At 57.9% G+C, this 22,634-nt stretch carries 19 protein-coding genes; 13 read left to right on the plus strand and 6 right to left on the minus strand.

Going from position 1 to position 22,634, the window contains the following annotated elements:
• Positions 1-22: 22 nt before the first annotated feature.
• Complete coding sequence (locus tag K8B33_RS07990) at positions 23-553, minus strand: gamma carbonic anhydrase family protein (protein WP_223425396.1); 531 nt, start codon at positions 551-553, stop codon at positions 23-25.
• 118 nt (positions 554-671) lie between these two features.
• On the opposite strand from K8B33_RS07990, the gene prlC reads away from it, so the two are divergent.
• The 7 genes from prlC (at position 672) to K8B33_RS08025 (ending at position 9,707) form a co-directional block, all read left to right on the plus strand.
• Positions 672-2,735, plus strand: coding sequence for an oligopeptidase A (gene prlC / locus K8B33_RS07995; RefSeq protein ID WP_223425398.1), 2,064 nt, complete (start codon positions 672-674; stop codon positions 2,733-2,735).
• Positions 2,732-2,950: a YheV family putative metal-binding protein gene (locus tag K8B33_RS08000; protein WP_223425400.1), complete on the plus strand. Its 219-nt coding sequence runs from the start codon at positions 2,732-2,734 to the stop codon at positions 2,948-2,950. The genes prlC and K8B33_RS08000 overlap by 4 nt, the downstream gene beginning before the upstream one ends.
• 500 nt (positions 2,951-3,450) lie before the next feature.
• Positions 3,451-3,912, plus strand: a complete 462-nt coding sequence (locus tag K8B33_RS08005) for a hypothetical protein (protein WP_223425402.1) — start codon at positions 3,451-3,453, stop codon at positions 3,910-3,912.
• A 147-nt stretch (positions 3,913-4,059) separates the two neighbouring features.
• Positions 4,060-6,393: a hypothetical protein gene (locus K8B33_RS08010; RefSeq protein ID WP_223425404.1), complete on the plus strand. Its 2,334-nt coding sequence runs from the start codon at positions 4,060-4,062 to the stop codon at positions 6,391-6,393.
• A 90-nt stretch (positions 6,394-6,483) separates the two neighbouring features.
• Positions 6,484-7,377 (plus strand): hypothetical protein, encoded by an 894-nt coding sequence (locus K8B33_RS08015; RefSeq protein ID WP_223425406.1) that lies wholly within the window; start codon positions 6,484-6,486, stop codon positions 7,375-7,377.
• A 657-nt stretch (positions 7,378-8,034) separates the two neighbouring features.
• A complete protein-coding gene (locus tag K8B33_RS08020; RefSeq protein ID WP_223425408.1) occupies positions 8,035-8,892 on the plus strand; it encodes a DUF3883 domain-containing protein in 858 nt (285 codons plus the stop codon).
• Positions 8,893-8,927: 35 nt separating this feature from the next.
• Complete coding sequence (locus tag K8B33_RS08025; RefSeq protein ID WP_223425410.1) at positions 8,928-9,707, plus strand: nuclease-related domain-containing protein; 780 nt, start codon at positions 8,928-8,930, stop codon at positions 9,705-9,707.
• Here K8B33_RS08025 and K8B33_RS08030 read toward each other — a convergent pair whose 3' ends face one another.
• Entirely contained in the window at positions 9,708-9,989 is a 282-nt protein-coding gene (locus K8B33_RS08030) for a DUF2218 domain-containing protein (RefSeq protein WP_223425412.1), read from the minus strand. It lies immediately after the preceding gene.
• Between the two features lie 155 nt (positions 9,990-10,144).
• Here K8B33_RS08030 and K8B33_RS08035 point away from each other — a divergent pair, with 155 nt between their 5' ends.
• On the plus strand, positions 10,145-10,390 hold the full coding sequence (locus K8B33_RS08035; protein ID WP_223425414.1) for a hypothetical protein: 246 nt from the start codon (positions 10,145-10,147) through the stop codon (positions 10,388-10,390).
• 7 nt (positions 10,391-10,397) lie between these two features.
• Here the strand turns inward: K8B33_RS08035 and K8B33_RS08040 are convergent, their stop codons facing one another.
• Both K8B33_RS08040 and K8B33_RS08045 read right to left on the minus strand, forming a co-directional pair.
• The gene (locus K8B33_RS08040) at positions 10,398-11,324 is read right to left on the minus strand and encodes a DUF72 domain-containing protein (protein ID WP_223425416.1); all 927 of its coding nucleotides are present in this window, start codon (positions 11,322-11,324) and stop codon (positions 10,398-10,400) included.
• A 105-nt stretch (positions 11,325-11,429) separates the two neighbouring features.
• Positions 11,430-12,995: an MFS transporter gene (locus K8B33_RS08045; RefSeq protein ID WP_223425419.1), complete on the minus strand. Its 1,566-nt coding sequence runs from the start codon at positions 12,993-12,995 to the stop codon at positions 11,430-11,432.
• Between the two features lie 123 nt (positions 12,996-13,118).
• Here K8B33_RS08045 and K8B33_RS08050 point away from each other — a divergent pair, with 123 nt between their 5' ends.
• The 3 genes from K8B33_RS08050 (at position 13,119) to K8B33_RS08060 (ending at position 16,504) form a co-directional block, all read left to right on the plus strand.
• Positions 13,119-13,976 carry a helix-turn-helix transcriptional regulator gene (locus K8B33_RS08050; protein WP_223425421.1) on the plus strand — a complete coding sequence of 286 codons (858 nt, stop codon included), beginning with the start codon at positions 13,119-13,121 and terminating at the stop codon, positions 13,974-13,976.
• A gap of 75 nt (positions 13,977-14,051) precedes the next feature.
• On the plus strand, positions 14,052-14,831 hold the full coding sequence (gene ygiD / locus K8B33_RS08055) for a 4,5-DOPA-extradiol-dioxygenase (protein WP_223425423.1): 780 nt from the start codon (positions 14,052-14,054) through the stop codon (positions 14,829-14,831).
• A gap of 71 nt (positions 14,832-14,902) precedes the next feature.
• Positions 14,903-16,504 carry an alpha/beta hydrolase gene (locus K8B33_RS08060; protein WP_223425426.1) on the plus strand — a complete coding sequence of 534 codons (1,602 nt, stop codon included), beginning with the start codon at positions 14,903-14,905 and terminating at the stop codon, positions 16,502-16,504.
• An 81-nt stretch (positions 16,505-16,585) separates the two neighbouring features.
• Here the strand turns inward: K8B33_RS08060 and katG are convergent, their stop codons facing one another.
• Complete coding sequence (katG, locus tag K8B33_RS08065; RefSeq protein ID WP_223425428.1) at positions 16,586-18,760, minus strand: catalase/peroxidase HPI; 2,175 nt, start codon at positions 18,758-18,760, stop codon at positions 16,586-16,588.
• 411 nt (positions 18,761-19,171) lie between these two features.
• Between katG and K8B33_RS08070 the strand changes: the two genes are divergently transcribed.
• Together K8B33_RS08070 and K8B33_RS16210 are read left to right on the plus strand one after the other, a co-directional pair.
• On the plus strand, positions 19,172-21,283 hold the full coding sequence (locus tag K8B33_RS08070) for a hypothetical protein (RefSeq protein WP_223425430.1): 2,112 nt from the start codon (positions 19,172-19,174) through the stop codon (positions 21,281-21,283).
• Positions 21,280-22,029 (plus strand): DUF3142 domain-containing protein, encoded by a 750-nt coding sequence (locus K8B33_RS16210; RefSeq protein WP_223425432.1) that lies wholly within the window; start codon positions 21,280-21,282, stop codon positions 22,027-22,029. Before K8B33_RS08070 ends, K8B33_RS16210 begins: the two co-directional genes overlap by 4 nt.
• 125 nt (positions 22,030-22,154) lie before the next feature.
• On the opposite strand, the gene K8B33_RS08080 is transcribed toward K8B33_RS16210, so the two are convergent.
• Entirely contained in the window at positions 22,155-22,487 is a 333-nt protein-coding gene (locus K8B33_RS08080) for a hypothetical protein (RefSeq protein WP_223425434.1), read from the minus strand.
• Between the last annotated feature and the right edge of the window lie 147 nt (positions 22,488-22,634).

The following is a 22,634-nucleotide window of genomic DNA, read 5'->3' on the forward strand; positions in this document are numbered from 1 at the left end:
CTAAAGTTTATATATAAAGATACTATTCAGCCAGATACTGATCTTTCAGCTTCACATAGTTACCTGCCACGTACGGCAGGAACTCCAGCTCCTCCTGCGTCAGCGGACGCACCGAGTGGGCCGGCCGGCCCCGGTACAGGTAGCCGGAGCGCAGGGACTTGCCGGGCGGCACCAGCGAGCCGGCGGCCAGGATCACGTCGTCGCCGATCTTTGCCCCGTCCATCACCATGGCCTGCATGCCGATCATGACCCGGTCGCCGATATGGCAGCCGTGCAGCATGGCCTGGTGAGCAATCGTCACGTCATCCCCGATAGTGAGCGCAAACCCACCGGGATAGAACCGGGAGTCATGGGTGATGTGCAGCACCGCGTTGTCCTGCACGCTGCAGCGCGCGCCCAGCTCGATAAAGTGCATGTCGCCACGGATCACCGCCCCTGGCCACACCGAACAATCTGCCCCCAACGTCACATCGCCGATCACCTGCGCCGACGGGTCCACCCATACCCCTGCCCCACACTGCGGCGCCTTGCCTGAAAACGACCGAACTGCCATATCGTTGTATCCCCTGCGGCCCCTGCCGGATCAATTCACCTTGAACGAACGCCGTCCGTCCCAATCTCATGTACTACACTGTCCGTCACTATACGGCGATCGCACACCAGGAGCATTCATGAGCACCAATCCCCTGATCGACTACCCCGGCCTGCCCCCCTTCTCCGCCATCAAGCCCGAGCATGTGGAGCCCGCCGTGGAAGCCCTGATCGAGGCCGGGCGCGAACGCATCAAGGCCCTGCTCGCCAGCGGCGGCCCCTACACCTGGGCCAACCTCGTGCAGGCCATGGACGAAGAAGACGACCGCCTGGGCAAAGCCTTCGGCCCCGCCGGCCACCTCAATGCCGTGGCCCAGAACGACGCCCTGCGCAACGCCTACAACGCCTGCCTGCCCAAGCTGTCTGAATACGGCACCGAAGTGGGCCAGAACGCCGAGTTGTTTGCCGCCTACCAGAGCGTGCGCGACGGCGACGAATTCGCCACCCTGACCCCCGCCCAGCAAAAAGACCTGGACGACACCCTGCGCGACTTCCGCCTCTCCGGCGTGGACCTGCCCGCCGAGCGCAAGGCCGAGTACATGGCCAACAGCAAACGCCTGTCTGAACTGACCTCGCGCTTCTCCGACAATGTGCTCGATGCCACCCAGAGCTGGCGCAAACACATCACCGACGAGAGCGAACTGGCCGGCCTGCCCGACGTTGCCAAAGCCGGCGCCGCCGACAAGGCCGCCGAAGAAGGCCTGGAAGGCTGGCTGCTGACCCTGGATTTTCCGTGCTACTACGCGGTGCTGTGCCACGCTACCAATCGCGCCCTGCGCGAAGAAATGTACCGCGCCCACTGCACCCGTGCCTCCGATCAGGGCCCAGATGAGGGCAAGTTCGACAACAGCCCCCTGATGGACGAGATCCTGCGCCTGCGCCACACCCAGGCCCGCCTGCTGGGCTTCAACAGCTACGCTGAAAAGTCCCTCGCCACCAAAATGGCTCGCGACGTGGACGAAGTGCTGACCTTCCTGCGCGACCTCGCCCGCCGCGCCAAGCCCCAGGCCGAGAAAGAACTGGCCGAGCTGAAAGCCTTCATGGCCGAACAGGGCGCAGCCGGCGAAGACGCCGACCTGCAACCCTGGGATATCGGCTTCTGGAGCGAACGCCTGCGCGAAGCCCGCTACAGCACCTCCGAAGAAGCCCTGCGCCCCTGGTTTCCCGCCGAGAAAGTCATCAACGGCATGTTCGCCGTGGTGGAAAAGCTGTTCGCCATCCGCATCAAGGCCCGCGACGGCGTCGATACCTGGCACCCCGACGTGCGCTACTACGATGTGTTCGACGACAGCGGCACCCTGATGGCCGGCTTCTACCTGGACATGTACGCCCGCACCGGCAAACGCGGCGGCGCCTGGATGGACGACTGCCTGGTACGCCGCCGCCGCACCGACGGCGACCTGCAACTGCCCGTGGCGTACCTGTCCTGCAACTTTGCCCCGCCTGCCGGCGGCAAGCCCGGCCTGCTGACCCACGACGAAGTGACCACCCTGTTCCACGAATTCGGCCACGGCCTGCACCACATGCTGACCGAACAGGAAGTCAGCGGCATCTCCGGCATCAACGGCGTTGCCTGGGACGCCGTGGAGCTGCCCAGCCAGTTCATGGAGAACTGGTGCTGGACCGAAGAAGGCATCCGCCTGATCTCCGGCCACTACGAAACCGGCGAACCCCTGCCCGCCGAAGAACTGCAGAAAATGCTCGCCGCCAAGAACTTCCAGAGCGGCATGGGCATGCTGCGCCAGATCGAATTCTCCCTGTTCGACATGCGCATCCACGCCGAATACACCGATGGCCGCGACGGCAACCCCCTGAGTATCCAGCAGGTGCTCGACGAAGTGCGCGACGAAGTCGCCGTGATCAAGCCCCCCGCCTTCAACCGCTTCCAGAACGGCTTCGGCCACATCTTTGCGGGCGGCTACGCCGCAGGCTACTACAGCTACAAATGGGCCGAAGTGCTCTCTGCCGATGCCTACGCCCGCTTCGAAGAAGAAGGTGTGTTCAACCCCGACACCGGCCGCGCCTTCCGCGAACACATCCTGGCCATGGGCGGCAGCAAGGAACCCATGGAGCTGTTCAAGGCCTTCCGCGGCCGCGAACCCAGCGTAGAACCCCTGCTGCGCCACTGCGGCATCGCCGCATGAGCGTGCTACGCCGCTTTATTGCCGGCGCCACCTGCCCCGAGTGCGGCGCCCTGGACAAGATCGTGCGTGTCCAGGACGGCGACAGCCTGTGGATGGAGTGTGTGGCCTGCGATATGCGGAAGGATCTGGATGCTGAACCGGCTCCTGCCCCGGCGCCGCCTGAAGGCGGTGAAGGCGGAGGGGGCAGCCCGGTGGTGTGGAAATCGGGCAAGTAGGCCGATGATGGCAAAGTGCTATCACTTGAAATAAATATTCCTTCCGGTATTACTTACATCACATAAGAAATGAGACGGGCGTCACGTTGGGGCGTGGTGCTCGTGTATGGGGGCTGATTGTGCTGGGGAGTGCGATTTATGGCGCTGGCCCAGCCAGCTAATTGAGATAAGGAGACTAAGATGCAAAGATTCATTGTGAATAAGAATCAGCAGTCGAATGGAGATCATGAAGTTCACAACGTGTCTGCGGGATGTTCATATATGCCAAATCCTGAAAACCAAGTTGATTTGGGCTATCACAGTTCATGTCATGGGGCCGTTTCTGACGCAAAGCGCCGCTGGCCGGGAAAGAGAATAAACGGCTGCTACTACTGTGCTAATGCATGTCATACAAGCTAGCACCATAACCAAGCAATTAAATTCGCTCTCTACGGCCGCCGGACGCTCCTTCCTTGCGCCGTTTATTGCGGGCGTTATGTTTCCGGAGTGGAGCAAAGAAAGTGAATTGGGAATCGATCTTCATAAAAGATTATCTAGGTGATAGAAATCTCTTTATGAGAGAAAAATGGCTTAATGTAGCCAGCTACATCCGAAGATTGCGAAAGAGCACAAGAAAAGATGAGGTTCTCAGTCTTTTGGAGGCGGAGCTAGCATTCAACAATAGATGGGCAGATAAGACGAGATCAAAACTAGAAAGCAAAAAATTGGATGCAAGCGCCAAATCACGATTCTACTTAGTCTTGGATACTCATGCAAAAAAACATAGAGAAAGAACAGTCTTCTTGGTTGTATATGGGGCGCTAGTGGCTGTCGTTCTAAAGTTGTTGCTTCCTGACGCCTATGTAGCTTTCTATTTAGTATTCGTTGCATTTCTTTTAGCTTTTGAGAGAATTTTTTCTGGCAATGTCATAGCGGCCCTCGAGGAGCTGAAGAGTATTGTGGATTCTACAAATAAAACATAACAAAGCGCTGCAGAGCGACGGTCAACTTTATGCACTTTGTGCAGCAGTCGCTGCGCTGCCATGATCGCGCATAAAGCGCCCAAAGTTGTCCGCGCCTGAGCGCGGCGTTATGTGCCCCCTCCCCCGTACTGCCAATAGGGATATATTGTGAGTCGACATAGTAAGTCCAGACGAGATGCTAAAAAAAAGAAAGCAAAGAAAAGCCGGAACCGTCTTAAATCGAACAATAACATTGCTAAGAAACCAATTTCCTCTGGCCCGGTGATGACAATGATGGAAAACCCTCTGTCTGGCATTACTGATGAACAGAGGAAAGAGTTGATTTCAGAATTAGGAAAAAATGGTAAAGACAAGGTTGTTGAGATATTTGAATCGTTGAACGATGTATTGAGGCAGTATGACCCTATAACCCTAATAAGTATTCTCTCAGGCTATGGTTTGACTGTTGGAGCCGGTGAAGGTGGAGTGCAATCAAAAGAATTATCCGGGGGGTTAAACCAAGCGCATGTAGAGCTATTTCAGGCGCTTGCTCTACAGATACCAGAGAATGAGCTCGGCGCGCTCCCTGTCACTCCTGACATAGTTCAGAATGTATGGGAGAAATTAACCGAAATAAGTTATGCCTTTAAATGCAGTAGAATGAATGTAGAGCTATTGGAGTCTTCCAATATTGAAATGGCCATCAATCAGATCCAAGAGTTGATACGAAGTCATACTCAAATGGTTAGAAATTGGGGTTTTCATTCTCAGGTGGTTGGCATTTCAAAGGAAATATATAGTCACTTTGATGGGCTAATTCAAAATAAGTTTGGTTTTTCAGCCACAAATGCCATTGATTTTTTTAAAGTGCTGACTGACCATATAGAGGGAAATCTTTCTGAAAGGTTTAATATTCTATCCGATCTGAAGTCCACGAAAAAACCGTACGACATGCTGGTTAAATATCATGAATTAATTGGACAAGGAAAAGAGGAGGCTGATAGGTTTTCCAAAAATATTGATATAAATAATATTTCGCAAAAGAATCTTTTTTTTATGCTTCTATCGCATTTCGATCTTGGGATGTCTGACTATTACTTCGTCGATAGTGATGAATTGTCGACGCAATTGGATCTTGATAAAGATATTGTCGATAATGTTCTAAATCACTTTTCATATCGATTCGGCGATCTTGGTGGTGAAAAGAAAGAATTTTTCTTTTTGGAAAACCCTGTGTGGAAGAGGCCAATAATTTCATCAAGTAGTGGGTATTATTGCGTATTGCCTCAGCTGTTTTTCAGCTTTGTTCTAAACACACTAGATGAAATTGTTGAGGGAATAGATAAGAACTCTCTCCACAACCGGCGAGCTGATTACCTTGAGTCGAAGATTGAAGAAATTGTTAAAAAAAGATTTCCTGAGTCACAAGTAGTTTCAGGCCTTAAATGGCGTCTAGGTGAAGCTCAGTATGAAACTGACCTGATTGCATTCATTGACTCTCATGCAATTATTATTGAAGCGAAATCACAGAAAATATCGAGACCCGCCTTAAGAGGTGCGCCGGATCGAATAAAGAGGCACCTTGAGCAAATCTTAATAGAGCCAGGAATTCAGTCGAGTCGATTAGAGCAAAGGCTTAACGAGCTTAGGGTTCAGGATGCGCCTGATGACCCTCTTCTAACAAAAATCCCTGTAGATATACATTCTATAAATAAAGTACTTCGCGTTTCAGTGTCTCTAGAAGATTTTGCTACTCTTCAAACGAATTTGAGGTTATTTAATGATGCAGGTTGGATTCCAAATGATTTCGCACCTTGCCCTTCAATGAATCTCGCCGATTTTGAAACATTATTTGATTTTCTTGAGCACCCTGTCCAAATTATTCACTACCTTCTGAGAAGAACTGAACTTGAAGGCAAGTACAAGTTTATGGGGGATGAACTCGATTATATGGGGCTATACATTACTACCTTGCTGAATGTTGGAAATATGGTAAGCGATGATAAAGCTGAAATCATAATATCGGGAATGTCTGAGCCGTTAGATAAATACTATATGTCAAAAGACCAAGGTATATTAATTGATAAACCGCAACCCAAAGTATCTCCGTTATTCAAGAAAATATTTAGAAAGCTTGAGGAGCGATCTAATCCTCGCTGGACGGAGATCGGATGCATATTAAATCGTTTCCCTCCAGATGACCAGAGCAATCTAACTAGATATATAAAGGACTTGTCCAGATTGGTAAATAGAAATTGGCAAGTCGATGGCCATAAAAATATTGCTGTATATAGACCGCCAGAATCATCAGAGTATGCTTTGGCTGTCGTATTATTTAAGGAAAAAAATCGAGATAGGCGCTACGAGTTTATTGATCATGCTTCTGCACTGGGTCTAGAGCCTGAACATGTCAGATATTGTTTGATTATAGCAATCAATATCGATAAAGATGACTTGCCATATCACTATATAGCACTAGCAGAAAATCGAGATGCCGAATAATCACATAACAAATCCATCAATTTGACCGCCTTACGCTGCGCTTCAGGCGGCAAATTATGGCGGCGTTGGTAGCCCAGTGGGAATTTAGCCATGGATAGAACGTCGGAAACCGGAATTCTTCTTTATGCCCAAGGAGAGGCGTTTGACGAACGCGTCTTCGATCTTCGCTCCCTTGAGCTCGTTCTCACGAACTATAGGCTTATCGTTGACCACCTGTTACCCCTAGCAGTTGGTCAGAAGACGCTTACGGACCGACTGAAGAATGATGTTAAGTATGAAGTTGGAGTCAAAAATGGCTCTCTGGAAGTAGTACTGAATTTCATTCTCGAGAATCCAGAGTTGCTTGTGGCTGCTGCAGCAACAGACGGAGGTCATCAAATCGCATCTTTCATAGCTAAGATGATCAAGGGAGTTGTGGAGCTACGACGCGCCTTAAATGCAGTTCTCGAGAATGGCAAGAAGCCGGCTATTCACATTGACCAGTCTTTTCATCAAGACAATAGCGTGCAGGAAGACAATAGCGTTACTTGTAACATCACGACTGGCGATATAAACCTGACAAATCCAATTCTAGTCATCGGCGCAGATTTGACGAAGCCTGCAATAGACAGGTTAATAAATGGCATTGACGGAACGAAAATTAGTGGGGTGAACCTCGCACACAAAGATATCGTAACGAGCCTGACTCTCCCGGATCGCGATATAACGGGCGCCCAAAAAGAGGAGCTTGGTACTCAAATTGAGGTGATGGGACGATTAGATATGGCCGCAATCACATCCCACAAAGCGCATATTGTTACAGGAAACAGCAGATACCCAGTTACGTGGGATGAATCGCTCCGCCCGAAAATTAGAAAATTCTTCGATTTGGAAGGAATCGTTTTTAAGGTTCGTCCCATAGTTGATCACAGGCAGTTCAAAGGTGAACCTGTGGGCTTTCATGTTCTTGATTGTTGGTCTCCACAGGCGAGGCTTGATGTTTAGCGTTGCTAATAACAATGCGTTCCAAACGTAGAATGTAGTTCTCCCAATGCCTTAGGCGCTTCTACGCTAGGATCTAACTTATCTTCGCGCGGAGAATGTTGAGATGGTTGTATATACCATGCTATGAGATTGTATGAAAAATAGGGTATTAATAGCAGTGCTCATGGCCGCACACCTCCTGATGATGCAGGGGTGCGTTGGTCTAGTGATCGGAACATATGGCAAGCATGAGAAGGACTTAGAGTATCCCTGGGGCAGCATTGTTATAACAAACAAAAGGGGGCCCGGAAGTGCTCGGCAAGAAGTGCTGAGACAACACGGAGAGCCAGATAAAGCATACGAGTACGGAAACTGCGAAGTGCTTGTGTATCCGGGCGGTTTTTCCTGGGCGGGTGCAGGGGCTTTCACTGTGCTTTTCCCCGTTCCGCTCCTTGTGCCTACCGGTCGCTATGAAACCAGAGTGTATATCAGGGATGGGGAAGTATCACAGGTGATTCGTGAGCACGGGGATGTCGGATGGATGTTCGGCGGTTATTGTGGCTCCAATTCCTGCCACTTTTTTCCGGGAGGATCTCCGCCTTGGATGTCCGGCCCGCGAGATGCACAGGTACGATGCTGATATAGGCAGACTCTTAGCGTAACGGGGATAGCACAACCATGGCGAACAATTGGTCCGAACAAGAGGTGGCAGAGACTGTCGCTGACTATTTTGCGATGCTTCGTCAGGAGCTCCTCGGCGAAAAGTACAATAAAGCCATGCATCGCAGGGCGCTTATGAAGAAGCTGAGTGGGCGATCTAATGGCTCCGTTGAGCTGAAACACCAAAATATAAGCGCTGTACTTATTGAAATGGGTATTCCATGGATTGAGGGATACAAGCCGAGATCGAACTATCAACGTTCGTTGCTGCCTGCAATGGTGGCAGAATATCTGAAAGCGCATCCTGATCTGCAAGCACTCTTCCACAAAGATGTGCAGAGAGTGCCTAATACTCCGTCAGTTGAGGACTTTCTGGCGGTTATGGAGAGCCCGCCATCATCAGAGCCGCGTGGCGCCAGTAATAGCGGAGAGGTTCGCGAGGTGCCTAGCCTGTATAACCCCGCTGGCGTGAATTACCTTGAAAGAGAGGCTCAGAACCAGGCCCTGGGTGAAGCAGGTGAGCAGTTCGTGATGAATTTTGAGCGAGCGCGGTTAATCTATGCGGGTAGGCAGGCATTGGCTGATCAGATCGAGCAAGTTTCCCTCACCATCGGTCCCTCGGCTGGCTTTGATATTCGGTCTTATGAGGAGAATGGCAAAGATCGGTTTATCGAGGCGAAAACGACGAAGTATGGTAAAAGTACGCCTTTCTTTGTTACGCCGAATGAGCTTCGCTTTTCGAAGGTGAATGAAGCATCTTACTACCTGTATCGCCTTTTTGGATTCCGCGATACTCCTCGTCTCTTCACACTACAGGGGCATTTAGAAGATAAATGTATACTTGTTCCGTCAGAGTATTCGGCCCGAGCCCGTTAATTACTCTGAAGCGGCTTGACAATTGGGGGTGATTTTTGGGGAGTGGCGATCAGGCGGGGGAGGCGCTGTTTCTTGCTTTCTTATTCGTTATTGCGACGATCATAGGGCTCATTCTTCGGTCTGCTTGGTTTAAGGGGGCTGTTGGTGAAAGCCTAGTCAAAGCAGGGGCCGGAGTTGCTTTGCCATCTAGCGCTTACTTTTCGCTTCATGATGTGACGCTACACGCAAGCGGTGGAAGCACGCAGATAGATCATATTATCGTGTCTCGCTATGGCATATTTGTGATTGAAACCAAAAACATGAAGGGATGGATATTCGGGGGCGCTAGGTCGCCAGAATGGAAGCAAGTGCTCTATAAGAAATCATATACGTTCCAAAATCCACTTCGGCAAAACTATAAGCACACAAAGGCCGTAGAGGAAATTACCGGCCTGCCAAAAAATGCCATCCATTCTGTAGTCGCCTTTATGGGCCCATGCGAGTTGAGGTCTAAGCTTCCGCCCAATGTAGAGAAAGGCTTTGGCTACATCTCATATATAAAATCTTTCAAGGCCACGCTGCTTACGGTTGAGGATGTGAATGGCGCGATACGTGCCATCCACGAGGGCCGCCGCCCGGCCACGTTTAAAACTAGAGCCGAGCACGTCAGAAATCTGAAGATGAGAGCTGCGCCGCAACAAACAGCGGATGTGGCATGCCCCCTTTGCGGTAACGCTATGGTCCGCCGTGTGGCCAAGAATGGACTGCGAGCAGGCCTCCCATTTTGGGGGTGCTCAAGATATCCCGCGTGCCGAGGCATTACCAATATCGACTAGCTAAGACCACCCGAACACCAACTCCTCATCCTTGCTGAACCGCTGCAAATGATCCGCCACTACGCCCTTCAGTTCGTCGGCACCCGCCTGTGTTGGGTGTTCGATACGCACATCCAGTACGGCGTCAGAGGCTTGCAGCCATGTCCGCACTTCGTCGCTAAAGGGCACCAGCAAGCGCCCCGCTTCCATCTCTACCTCGAACTTGTGGCCCCAATGCCGCCCCAGGCGGGTCAGCAGCCGCTGGGCTTGGGGAGTCTCCAGTCGTGCGTGAACGATTGCCATAATGGTGTCCTCTGTGGGTTCAATAGAGGCACCTTACTCTTGCCTTAAATGATAATGAATCTCATTAAATATATGGGTTTGATCAATTCTGCGGATGGGAAGAAGATCAGGGGCGTGAGTATTCGCCACAACAAAAATCAGCTGAGGGAAAAGCGATGAGTAAATGCGGGAAGTATTGGGACAAGGTACATACCCTGGACGGCGAGATCGTCGCCTTCAAACAGCAGCTTGCCGACCTCGACAGACACCTGAAATCCCCTACCCCCAATCCGGCGCTACAAGAGCACCGCCAGGTACTCCTGAGCAAAATCACATCCCTGGGCAGTAAGCGGAGCGCGGCAGAGCTTGCCGCCTCAGATTGTGAGGCGCGGGAGCATCAGAAGAAGCACCCGATGGGCTGACGCCAGCCTATCGAGCCGTCCCAGCAATTGCCTCCGCCAATGCCAGCACCGACAACGGCGCACTCCCCTCCGCCTTATTACTCAACGTCACAAACGCCTTCTGCCCTCCCCTCACCGTGCCGGCAATCACTTTCGCCAGGGCGTTACGCGTGGCCAGGTCCGGGTCCTGCATTTTGTCGAAGGGTGCATATTTTTCCCGCGCCTGTTCGTAACCATAGGCGCCGTGGATCGGGTTGACGTTCCAGCGACACACCAGTGGCCCCGGCCACAGGGCGCGCAGGATCGGCAGTTGCTCGTCGATGGGCGGCATCTTCGGGTGCAGGCCCAGGCAGTAGGTGGCGCCGGTGTCTTTCAGGGCGGCGGTGAAGTCGGGAGTCAGCCATTCCGGGTCGCGTACTTCGACAGCCACCACGGCATCGGGGGCGCTGGCGGTCAGATCCGGCAGGCTGCGCAGCAGGCGATGCAGGGCCTGGATCAGCCCGGCGATTTCGCCGCGCCAGGCGGGCGGCAGCGGGCTGATCTGAAAGACCAGAGCGCCTGACTTAGGCCCCAGCCCCGCCAGGGCCGGCGCCACAAATGTCTCCACGGCCGTGGCCGGGTCCAGAAACAGGGGGTTGGTCTCCTGCCCTTTGCCGCCGGCGCCGCGTAACAGCGCGTCCGTAACCTGCGCGGGCGCTTTGACCACGAAACGAAAATCGTCCGGCACCTGGGCGGCATGGTCGGCGTACTGCTCGCGGGTCAGGGGCGTGTAAAAGCCGCGATCTACCCCCACGGTCCTGAACAACGGGTGCGTGGCATAGGCCGGCAAGCCGTCACGGGAGAGCTGCGCTTCGCTGTACACCTTGTCCCACACCAGCGTGGCCCAGCCGGGGTAATGCCACGACGAAGTGCCCAGATGGAGCCCGGCGGGCAGGCTCGCCGCAAGGTCCTGCAATGCGGCAGCATGCCGGGCCGGGCCGGGCGCACCGCGCCGCCGGGCGTGCCGGGTATGTCGGCGCTGTCAGGGAACAGGGAAGATTGCATGGGCGCGATTGTATCGTTACTGCGGGCTGCGCACATGCCCCAACGACACCGCCGCCAGCACCGCCAGGGCAAGAATGCAGGCGCCGCTGATGGCGGCTGTGGTATTCAGCCCTTGGACAAAGGCCTCACGCGCGGTGTCCAGTGCGCCGGTGGGCAAGTCGCTGGCCACGCCGTTGGCGGCCCAGAGGCTGTCTTGCATGGCGTTGCTGGCTGCGTTTTGCATGGCGCTGCTGTCTGCCATGAGCGCGTCGGTCATGCGGGTGCGATACAACACGCTGGCCAGGCTGCCGAGCAAGGCAACGCCCAGTGCCACGCCCAACTCCTGCACCATCTCTGACATGGCGGAGGCAGAGCCGGCGCGTTCGGGTGGGGCGGCGCCGACCACCAGGTCGGTGCCCAGTGCGGCGATGGTGCCCAGCCCCAGATACACCAGAGAAAATCCGGCGATGGCCTGGCTGATGTCGGAGGGAAACACGCTGGCGCCGACGCCCAGGCGGGCCAGCAGCAGGTAGCCGCCGGTGGACAGCAGCAGTGCGCCAGCCACGACATAACCGGGGCGAATGCGCCGGGCGATCAAAGGGGCGGTGATGCCGGCGGCGACCATCATCAGGGCGGGTGGGCCCATCCACAGGCCGGCGGCCAGCGGGGACAGTTCGGCCACCAGCTGCAGGTATTGCGTTACCAGCAGCATGACGCCGGAGACGCCAATCAATCCCACCAGCAGCACGAGCAAGGCGGCGGTAAAGGTGCGGCTGACGAACAGGCGCATGTCCAGCAGCGGGCTGGTCAGCTGTTGTTGGCGGCGCACAAACCACAGGGTACACAGTGCGCCGATGACCAGTGCCAGCAGGGGGCCGGCGGCGAGGCCGGCTTTGGCGAGTTCCTTGATGCCGTAGATGGCGGGCAGGATGGCGGCCAGTGACAGCAGCACGCTGAACAGGTCGAGGGGGCCGCTGTCTGCGGCGCGGTATTCCGGCAGCAGGCGCGGGGCCAGGATCAGCAGCAGCGCAATGACCGGCACGGCGGCCAGGAAGGCGGCGCCCCACCAGAAGTAGGACAGCAAGACGCCCCCAACCACCGGGCCGGCGGCCATGCCCAGGGCGAACATGGTGGCCCAGACACCGATGGCGAGGCCACGCTGGCGGGCGTCGGGGAACAGGTTGCTGATCAGGGCCAGAGTCGAGGGCATCAGCGTGGCGCCCGCCAGGCCGAGGGCGGCGCGGGCAGCAATCAGCGTGCCGGCGCTGGGGGCGAAGGCGGCCAGAATCGAGGCGGCACCGAAGGCGGTGGCGCCGATCATCAGCAGCCGCCGTCGTCCGATGCGGTCGCCGAGGGTGCCCATGGTGATCAGGAAGCCGGCAATCATGAAGCCGTAAATATCCATGATCCACAGTGCCTGGGTGCTGCTGGGTTGCAGGTCGGCGGCGATGGCGGGCAAGGCCAGATACAGCAGTGTCACATCCAGGCCAAGCAGGAACGTGGGCAGCGCCAGCACAGCCAGCCCAGCCCAGGTGCGGGCGTCGGCAAGACGGGGTTGGGTGCCCGACGTGGTATAGGTGGTGCAGGACGATTGCGTTGCCATGTCATCTCCATGGGTGGTGCGCGGTTGAGCGCCGGGCAGACAATGGCCGCATTCTGTGGTTGAATTTATAGGGTTACAATATAGGCATTTATCCTATTACTAACGGCAACAGGCTGAACGCTTATGGCGCAACCCAGGACTCAACCCAGGGCTGAACGCACGCTGGCGCGCACGCGCAGTGAGCTGACCGACTTCCTGCTGTTCCACCGCAACAAGCTGACGCCTGCAGACGTGGGCTTGCCGGTGACGGGCCGCCGTCGCACACCGGGCCTGCGCCGGGAAGAAGTGGCGACGCTCGCGGGTGTCGGGCTGACCTGGTACACCTGGTTTGAACAGGGGCGGGATATCAGTGTGTCCGAGGCGTTCCTGCTCAATGTGTCCCGGGCGCTGAAGCTGGACGATGCCGAGTGTTGCCACCTGTTCTTGCTGGCGCACCAGCGGCCGCCGCCGTCGGAGGGCTATCAGTGGCAGGCGATTCCGCCCCGGGTGCAGTGGCTGATGGATGATCTGGTGGCGCGCCCGGCCTACGTGATCAACATGCGTTGGGATGTGATCGCCTGGAACGCGGCGGCGGATGCGTTATTCGATTTTGCGGCGCGGGACAGGGAGGGGCGCAATCTGCTGCGCATGCTGTTTGCCGATCCGGACCTGCGTCGCCGGTTGCCGGCCTGGCACAGTGAGGCGCCGAGGATACTGACGCAGTTCCGCTGCGATCTGGCCATGGCACCGGACGACCCTGCCCTGCTCGGCCTGGTCGATGAACTGAAAGCGGTGTCGCCGGATTTCCGGCGCTGGTGGGAGGCGCCGGCAGTGGGCACTTACATGCAAGGGATCGGCACGTTGCTGGACCACGACGGCCAGACGTCGCACTTTGAGCATCAGGTGCTGACTGTGGATGAGCATCGGCATTTGTGGATGCTGGTGTATTTTGCTCAGCCGGAATCTGCTCAAAACAAAACGGCTCAAAACGAAACGATTTAGCAACGCACGGCATCAAGGTCTCCCCTCCGCAACAAGTCGTGGGGATACGCTATAGTGCAGGCGGAGGTGCTTTTTATGACGCAACGCATGCCCACACTCTTCCTCGGTCACGGCAATCCGCTCAATGCGTTGGCGGACAACGCCTTCACCCGTGGCTGGACGGCACTGGGTAAGGCCTTGCCTCGTCCGCGGGCGATCCTGGTGGTGTCGGCGCACTGGTATGTGCCCGGCATTGCCGTCACGGCGATGCCGCAGCCGCGCACCATTCATGACTTCGGGGGCTTCCCGCAGGCACTCTTCGACATCCGTTATCCGGCGCCGGGGGACGCGGCGCTGGCCGGGCAGGTGCAGGGGCTGCTGGCGCCGCAGCCGGTGGTGCTGGATCAGCAATGGGGGTTGGACCACGGCACTTGGTCGGTGCTGATTCATCTGTTTCCAGAGGCGGATATTCCCGTGGTTCAGCTGAGTATGGATGATCGTCAGCCGGCGGCGTTTCACCTGGCGCTGGCAGAGCAGTTGCGGCCGCTGCGGGACGAGGGCGTACTGATCGTGGGCAGTGGCAATATCGTGCATAACCTGGGCCGCTATGCCTGGCAGCAGCCGGACACGCCGATGTTTGATTGGGGCCAGCGTTTCGAGGAGCAGGTGCGGGCGGCGTTGCTGCGGGAGGACCATGGAGCGCTGGCAGACTATGCGCGCTTTGGTGATGACGCATTGCTGGCGGTGCCCACCCCTGAGCATTATCTGCCGTTGCTGTATGTGCTCGGCGCCAGCCTGCCCGGCGAGCCGGTCCGGTTCCCGGTGACGGGGAGCGAAGGTGGCGCCCTGTCGATGTTGTCAGTGCAGAAGGGGTGAGTCGCAGGCGCGGCACAAATGATCTGGATTTCACATTGATTGGCAAACTTTCATCGCAAACGGATGTGCCTATGCTTCGCCCGCTATGCACCACTGGCCTTACCGTGGCCACCCTGTTTTTCGCATTTTCCCTTACCCCCAGCCTGGTGCCCCGGCCCTTTATGGCGCAGGGGTTGATCTCCGGACTGTCGTTTACAGCAGGCTATGCGCTGGGTGTGGGGGCGTTGTGGCTTTGGGGCTGGTTGGGTATTCCGCAGTTGCGTGGGCGTGTGGCGCTCTGGTTTCGGGTGGGCACGGCAGCGTTGTGTGTGCTGGTGGCGATGGTGTTTTTATGGCGCGCAGCGGGGTGGCAGAACGATTTGCGCGGGTTCATGGGCATGCCCGAGGATGCTGGTGTGCGGCCCTTTGGTATCGGGCTGATTACGGTGGTGCTGTTTGTGGGGCTGCTGTGTGTGGCGCGGTTGTTCCGACTGGTATTCGGGGTGATCGCGAGACAGTTGCGGCGGGTGATTCCGCCGCGTATTGCCCATGGCGTGGGTTTGGTCCTGGCGTTCATGTTGTTCTGGTCGGTGGGCAACGGGGTGCTGTTTTCCATGGCGTTGCGTGGGGCGGATACCAGTTATCACAACTGGCATATCACGGTGCAGCCGGAGCAGTCGCCGCCGGCTGATCCGCAGCGCACCGGCAGTGACGCGTCGTTGATCAGTTGGGAAGATCTGGGCCAGCGTGGTCGGGACTATATCGCCGGTACGCCGTCTGGTGACGGGCTGGAACAGGACCCGATTCGCGTTTATGTGGGCCTGGGTGCGGCAGAGACGCCGGAGGAGCGCGCGGCGCTGGCGGTGCAGGAGATGCAGCGTGTCGGTGCGTTCGAGCGCTCTACCCTGTTGCTGGTGACGCCCACGGGCACTGGCTGGGTGGATCCTGTGGCGCAGCTTTCGGCGGAGTACCTGTTGCGCGGTGATGTGGCCTCGGTGACGGCGCAGTATTCGTACTTGCCGAGTTTTCTTGCGCTGCTGGTGGAGAGCGAATACGGCAAACAGTCAGCGCAAGCGCTGTTTCAGGCGGTGTACGGCCACTGGCGCACCCTGCCCCGCGACGAGCGGCCGGACCTGTATCTGTATGGCCTGAGCCTGGGCGCGCTGAACAGCAGCCGGGCATTTGACGCCCACGACATCATCGGTGATCCGTTCCACGGCGCCCTGTGGAGTGGCCCGCCGTTCCGCAGCGAAGTGTGGCGTGATCTCACCGCGCAGCGCCGGTCCAGTTCGCCGGCATGGCTGCCGCGTTTTCGTGATGGCTCGGTGATCCGCTTCATGAATCAGGATGGCGGGCTGGAGCGTGGCGATGCGGAATGGGGAGCGTATCGCATTGCCTATCTGCAATATGCCAGTGATCCGGTGACCTTCTTCAGCCCGGATATTTTCTGGCGCAGCCCGGAATGGCTCAACGACCCGCGCGGGCCGGATGTGTCTCCCGCGTTGCGCTGGTTCCCGGTCGTCACGGGGCTGCAAGTGCTGGCGGATATCTGGGCCGGCGATGCACCGCGTGGCTACGGGCATGAGTATTCCATGGCGGATTATATTACCGCGTGGCATGCCCTGATGGCGCCGGACGGCTGGGATGAGGAAAGCCTGGCGCATTTGCGGGAGACACTGGAAGCAACGCGGTAAACGGCGAGCATAAAAAAGCCGCGGCGGATAATCACCCGCCGCGGCCGGTTAGCACACGTTCAGTGTGTCACGTGTGCGGGTTCAGGCCAGATCAAAGCGATCTGCGTTCATCACCTTGGTCCAGACGGCCACGAAGTCCTTCACGAATTTCGCCTGGCTGTCGTTCTGGGCATACACCTCGGCGTAGCTGCGCAGTACCGAGTTGGAGCCGAACACCAGGTCGACCCGTGTGGCGGTCCAGCGCGCCTTGCCGCTTTTCCGGTCACGGATTTCGTAGACGTTCTTGCCGGTGGGCACCCAGCTGTACGCCATGTCCGTCAGGTTGACGAAAAAGTCGTTGGTCAGCTGGCCGACGCGGTCAGTGAAAACCCCGTGCGCGGTGCCGCCGTGGTTGGTGCCGAGCACGCGCATGCCGCCCAGGAGCACGGTCATTTCCCTGGCGCTCAGCCCCAGCAGTTGGGTGCGGTCGAGCAGCATTTCCTCGGGCTGCACCACGTAGTCTTTCTTGAGCCAGTTACGGTAGCCGTCGGACAGCGGTTCCAGATATTCAAAGGAAGCGGCGTCGGTTTGCGCGTCGGTGGCATCGCCGCGGCCCGGTGAGAAGGGCACGGTGATGTCATGGCCGGCCGCTTTGGCGGCTTGCTCGATCCCCAGGTTGCCAGCCAGCACAATCAGGTCGGCGATACTGGCGCCGGTGTCGGCGGCGATGGGTTCGAGGGCTTTCAGTACCTTGGCCAAACGTTTCGGCTCGTTGCCTTCCCAGTCCTTCTGCGGTGCCAGGCGGATGCGTGCGCCGTTGGCGCCACCGCGCATGTCGGAGCCGCGATAGGTGCGGGCGCTGTCCCAGGCAGTGGAGACCATTTCCGCCAGGCTCAGGCCAGCGTCGGCGATGCGTTTCTTCACCGCGTTGACGTCATAGTCTTGCTTGCCAGCGGGGACCGGGTCTTGCCAGATCAGGTCTTCCTGGGGCACTTCCGGGCCGATGTAGCGGGCTTTCGGGCCCATGTCACGGTGCGTCAGTTTGAACCAGGCGCGGGCGAAGGCGTCATCGAAGGCTTTCGGATCCTTGCGGAAACGCTCGGCGATCTTGCGGTATTCCGGGTCCATCTTCAGCGCCATGTCGGCATCGGTCATCATCGGCATGCAGCGGATGGACGGGTCTTCCACATCCACCGGCATGTCTTCTTCCTTGATATTGACCGGTTTCCACTGGGAGGCACCGGCGGGGCTTTTGGTCAGCTCCCATTCATGGTCGAACAGCATGTCGAAGTAGCCGTAGTCCCACTTTGTGGGGTGTGTGGTCCAGGCGCCTTCGATGCCGCTGGTGACGGCATCGCGGCCTACGCCGCGGCCGACCTTGTTGTTCCAGCCCAGGCCCTGTTCCTCGACGTCAGCGCCTTCCGGCTCCGGGCCCAGGTTGTCGGCGCTGCCGTTGCCGTGGGCCTTGCCGACGGTGTGGCCGCCTGCGGTGAGGGCGACGGTTTCTTCGTCGTTCATGGCCATGCGCTCAAAGGTCACGCGCATGTCCTTGGCGGTCTTGAGCGGGTCGGACTTGCCGTCCACGCCTTCCGGGTTGACGTAAATCAGGCCCATCATCACGGCGGCCAGCGGGTTCTCGAGGGACTCGCGGTCGCCGTCATAGCGGCTGTTTTCGCCGGCGGTGCTGGGGGCCAGCCATTCTTTCTCGGAGCCCCAGTAAATGTCTTTCTCGGGGTGCCAGATGTCTTCGCGCCCGAACGAGAAGCCGAAGGTCTTGAAGCCCATGGATTCATAGGCGACGTTGCCCGCCAGCAGGATCAGGTCGGCCCAGCTGATGGCGTTGCCGTATTTCTGCTTGATCGGCCAGAGCAGGCGGCGCGCCTTGTCCAGGTTGCCGTTGTCGGGCCAGCTGTTCAGGGGCGCGAAGCGCTGGTTGCCGGTGCCGCCGCCCCCACGGCCATCGGCCACGCGGTAGGAGCCGGCAGCGTGCCAGGCCATACGAATCATCAGGCCGCCGTAGTGGCCCCAGTCTGCCGGCCACCAGTCCTGGCTGCTGGTCATCAGGTCGGTCAGGTCTTTTTTCAGTGCCTTCACATCCAGCTTGCCGACCGCCTTGCGATAGTCGAAGTCGTCGTCCATCGGATTGGTCTTGCGATCATGCTGATGCAGGATGTCCAGGTTCAGGCTGTTGGGCCACCAGTCCGTGACCGAGCGACTGGTGTCCGTAATGGCGCCGTGCATGACAGGGCATTTGCCTGCGTTATTCTGTTCACTCATCTCCGTTCTCCTTTCCGGGGCTCGATAATGCGTTACCAACACCTATCGACTATAGGGAAATAGATCGGCGGTTTCTGCATATGGGTGGCTATATTTTTTGAAGACGGCAATAGTCTGAAGTTATCGGTTATTTACCTATATTTTTCAGTGGGTTGGCGCGCTATTTTCTTCTTTCCATCTCCGTAGATGCGCAAGGGTGGGCGAGCGCAGACCCTCCTGCCATTCGCGACCGATTGACGATTGGCTGCCCTCAAACCTGGAGTTATCACCCATGACACGATGAACTAAGATGGCCTGGGTATGGCTTGGGTATGGGTACGGGCCCGGCAAGGCGCAACGCTGTCGGGGGAATGCAAGGGAAGGCCGGGTGAGGGCCCAGTGATGAATAGCAAAGTGCACAAAAACAGAATAATGCGTCAGGTGCGTCGGCTCGCCGTTGCAGTGGGGGTGCCCGGCATACTGCTGATGAGCAACGTGGCGCTGGCGGGTGGCGGTGATTGTGGCTCGCCGGATCCGGTGATTGATCGGCAAGACCCTTTTTGTGGCGGCTACATCTTGCCGTTCCTGTCGCCCGGCAATGACAGCCGTTCCAACCTGTTGATGATGATGTGGGCGCACCACGGTGTGCCGGCCTCCGGGGCGGGAACCGACGACAGCGAGTATGCGCCCTCCTCAGAGCCGCCGTACGTGTATCACGATTTCCGTATGCATCCCTATGCTCGGTGGCGTGAGGTGCAGCAGCAGGAATCCGACAGGTTGTCGGCGGTCGCTGCATCAATCGGTGTTGCGCCGCAACAGTTGGCCGCAGTGCGCGAGCGTCTTGATGGTTATCTGTGGGGGCTTTGTGCCAGTAACGGCTATCGCGCGTCGGCGGACTATCTTGAGGCGCTGCAGGCTGCGGATATGCCGGAGGAAGACCGAACCGCCCTGGCCCATGCGCGACTGAACATGGCCGGTCTTTGCACTAACCGGCTTGACGGGATATCGCCGCCTGACGTTTCAGAAAACGCCAATGCGATGGCGTTCAGTAAGTACCTGCGTGGTGCTGTGTATTTTTATCGCGAACAGCATGCCGACGCGGCGGATACCTTTGCCGGAGTGAAAGAGGTATCGGCACCCTGGGTGGCAGAAGCGGCAACCTACATGCAGGCGCGTGCGAGCCTGAATCTTGCTCAGCAAAGTGCCATGGAGCAGTGGTATTTCCAGCGTGAGAATGCAGACAGGGAAGAGCTTGACCGGACGCGCGCGTTGTTCGACGCATACCTGGCGGCGTTTCCTGACGGGCAATACGCCGCGTCGGCCAACGGGCTGTTTCGTCGCATTTACTGGCTGCAGGATGATCAGGTTGCTGCCGGGGAGGCCTATGCCGAGGCGCTATTCAGCGCGGCGCCTGAGGATCTGCTGGAGCTGGTCAGTGAAGTCGATCTGCGCTACCTCACCGATCAGGACGCGCTGGCGCCGATGCCGCTGCCGGTGTTCATGATGGTGCGGCAGATGCAGGGGCTGCGTTCATGGCCCACGCCGGAGGAGCCCTTCTCTGCGGAAAACCTGCAGGCAAGTTACGCCGGTTTTTCTGACGCGCAAGCATTGAGCGACCTGGTGGTGCTTGCCTGGCATCTTTTTTCAGAGGAGGCCTATGACACAGTGATTGCGCAAACGGACGATGACGATTTCGAGGCGCTTGATCTGGTCGGCTTCAGCAGAGCCATGTATCGGGGCATCGCGCTACATCGTGAAAGCCGGTGGGCGCAGGCCGAACAACATTGGCGGGCGCTGGCGCAAGCTGTCCGGGAAGAGCCGCTGTGGGCGACAACGGCGGAACTGGGCCTGGCAATAGCGTTGGAGGGCGGCGGGCGCCTGAATGTGATGTTCGCGCCGGACTCGCCGGTGCAGGAGCTGTCTTACCGTTTGCCCGCGATCTATTTCACGGCGTCAGCAGAGGTCCTTGAACAGGTTATTGCGCACAGCGATAACGTTGTCGAGCGCCGCGTTGCGCGGGCCCGTTTGCTGCGTGAGCATCTGTCGCGGGGGCAGTATCAGGCGTATCTGGCGGCGCGTGCCATTCCGGAAAACCCGGAAGATGGGGCGCACTGGCGCTATTCCCGTGAGATGACCGACGACGATTATCCCTGCCCTGATACCCTGGCACTGGCTGAACAATTGAGTGCCACGCCGCAAGCGCCGCGCCTGCTCAATTGCCTGGCCAATGTCATTGATCCTCGCCGGGTTGACTCGCCCTTTACCCATCGTCCTCGTGGCCACAGTCCGGGGGCTTTCCCGAATCAGTTTGAAGGATCACCGCGTAGCGCCATGAGTGTGTACATGGCGGTCATAGAGCGTGAGGATGCCGCGCCAGACGACAAGGCTTACGCATTATATCGTGCGATCAATTGTTATCTCCGTGGCAGCAACCGGTGCGGTAGTGAGCAAGTTGAACAGGCCACGCGCGCACGCTGGTTCTCGCGTTTGAAGAACCGGCATGCCGACACCGTCTGGGCTGAGCGACAGAAGTACTACTGGTGAAGCGGCGTCGGGCGAGCCTGTTGCTGTGTGCCCTCCCCCTGTTGGCAGGGTGCGCGCCGCCTGATGCGCCTCCCGGGCATGTCGAGGCGGAGCGTTACGCGGCCTTCTGGCTTTGGGCGGGCGTGGCGCCCCAGGCCGTTGTGGAGACGGCCGAACGTCTCTACCTGTTCCAGGGGGAACGTGTGCGCCACCGCGGTGAGGCGGTGATGCAGCCATTGGGGCCGCTACCGACGGCTATGGCCAACGACTCGGTATGGTTGGTGTTTCGCTCTGAGACCATTGATCAGACAGATGAGCAGGTGCAGTTTTTTGTCAGCGCCATGCTGGGTGCGGCGCAGCGTTGGGAGCGTCTCGGTACAGATATCGAAGGCATACAGATCGACTTCGATGCGCGGACCTATGCGCTGGAGGAGTATGCAGATTTCCTGCGCCGCGTGCGTGCCGCGCTGCCCGCGCGCTACAAGTTGAGTATTACCGGCCTGATGGATTGGGCCAGCACGGGTGGCGTCGAGACGCTGAATGCTCTGGAGGGTGTGCTGGATGAGGTGGTCGTGCAAACCTATCAGGGCTGGCACACGGTGCCGGACTATGCGGCCTATCTCCCGGCTCTGGCGAGGCTGACATTGCCCTTTCGCGTCGGCCTGATTCAGCATGGTCAGTGGGCCCCCGCATGGGAGGCCCGGCTGGCCCGTAACCCGGCATTCCGGGGCTGTGTTGTTTTTCTGGTCAACGACAGGGGGCGTTGATGAAACAGGGTGACGACCTGCACGCCATCAGCCTGGGTATGCGCTACGGCTGCTTCTCCCCGGACCGACTGCTCTGATAGGGCCCGCGTCGATAGGGCCCGCGTCAGATGCTCTCAGGTTGGACGTCAGTTTGTCTCACCGTTGATCTGCCTGGTATCCCAATGCGCGGTAATGGGATTGCAGCTGCCGGTCAGGCGTGAACGGATACCGATCGCGTGCTGTTCGCCGACGCTGACGGCGTCGCGGGGTTGCGGTAGTGCCAGCAGATCACCCTCTGCGACGTTGGCCGGTCCCTCGATGGTCAGAATCCGGAGCACGGTATAACCCTCGTCCAGGGATTCGACGTGGACCTGGGCACCGACCGGCTCACTGTATTCACACGGCCCGCCCACAACTGGCACGCAGCCGCTGGCGAGGATGCTGACGGGCAGGATAAGGCTGAGAATGTTGAGGCGCATGGTGACCTTCCGGGGTTGCCTTCACTGTAAGAGGGACACGGTTGCCCGCCTGCACGGGCCCGGATGCCCCGGCTTGGCTGTGGGGCCTGAATGCTGCGTCAGAGCGGCCACATGGCTATGGCACCATCAATTGTTACATTGGCCGAT

Origin of the sequence: Alcanivorax limicola (assembly GCF_019931215.1) — a bacterium.
Lineage (GTDB): Bacteria > Pseudomonadota > Gammaproteobacteria > Pseudomonadales > Alcanivoracaceae > Isoalcanivorax > Isoalcanivorax limicola.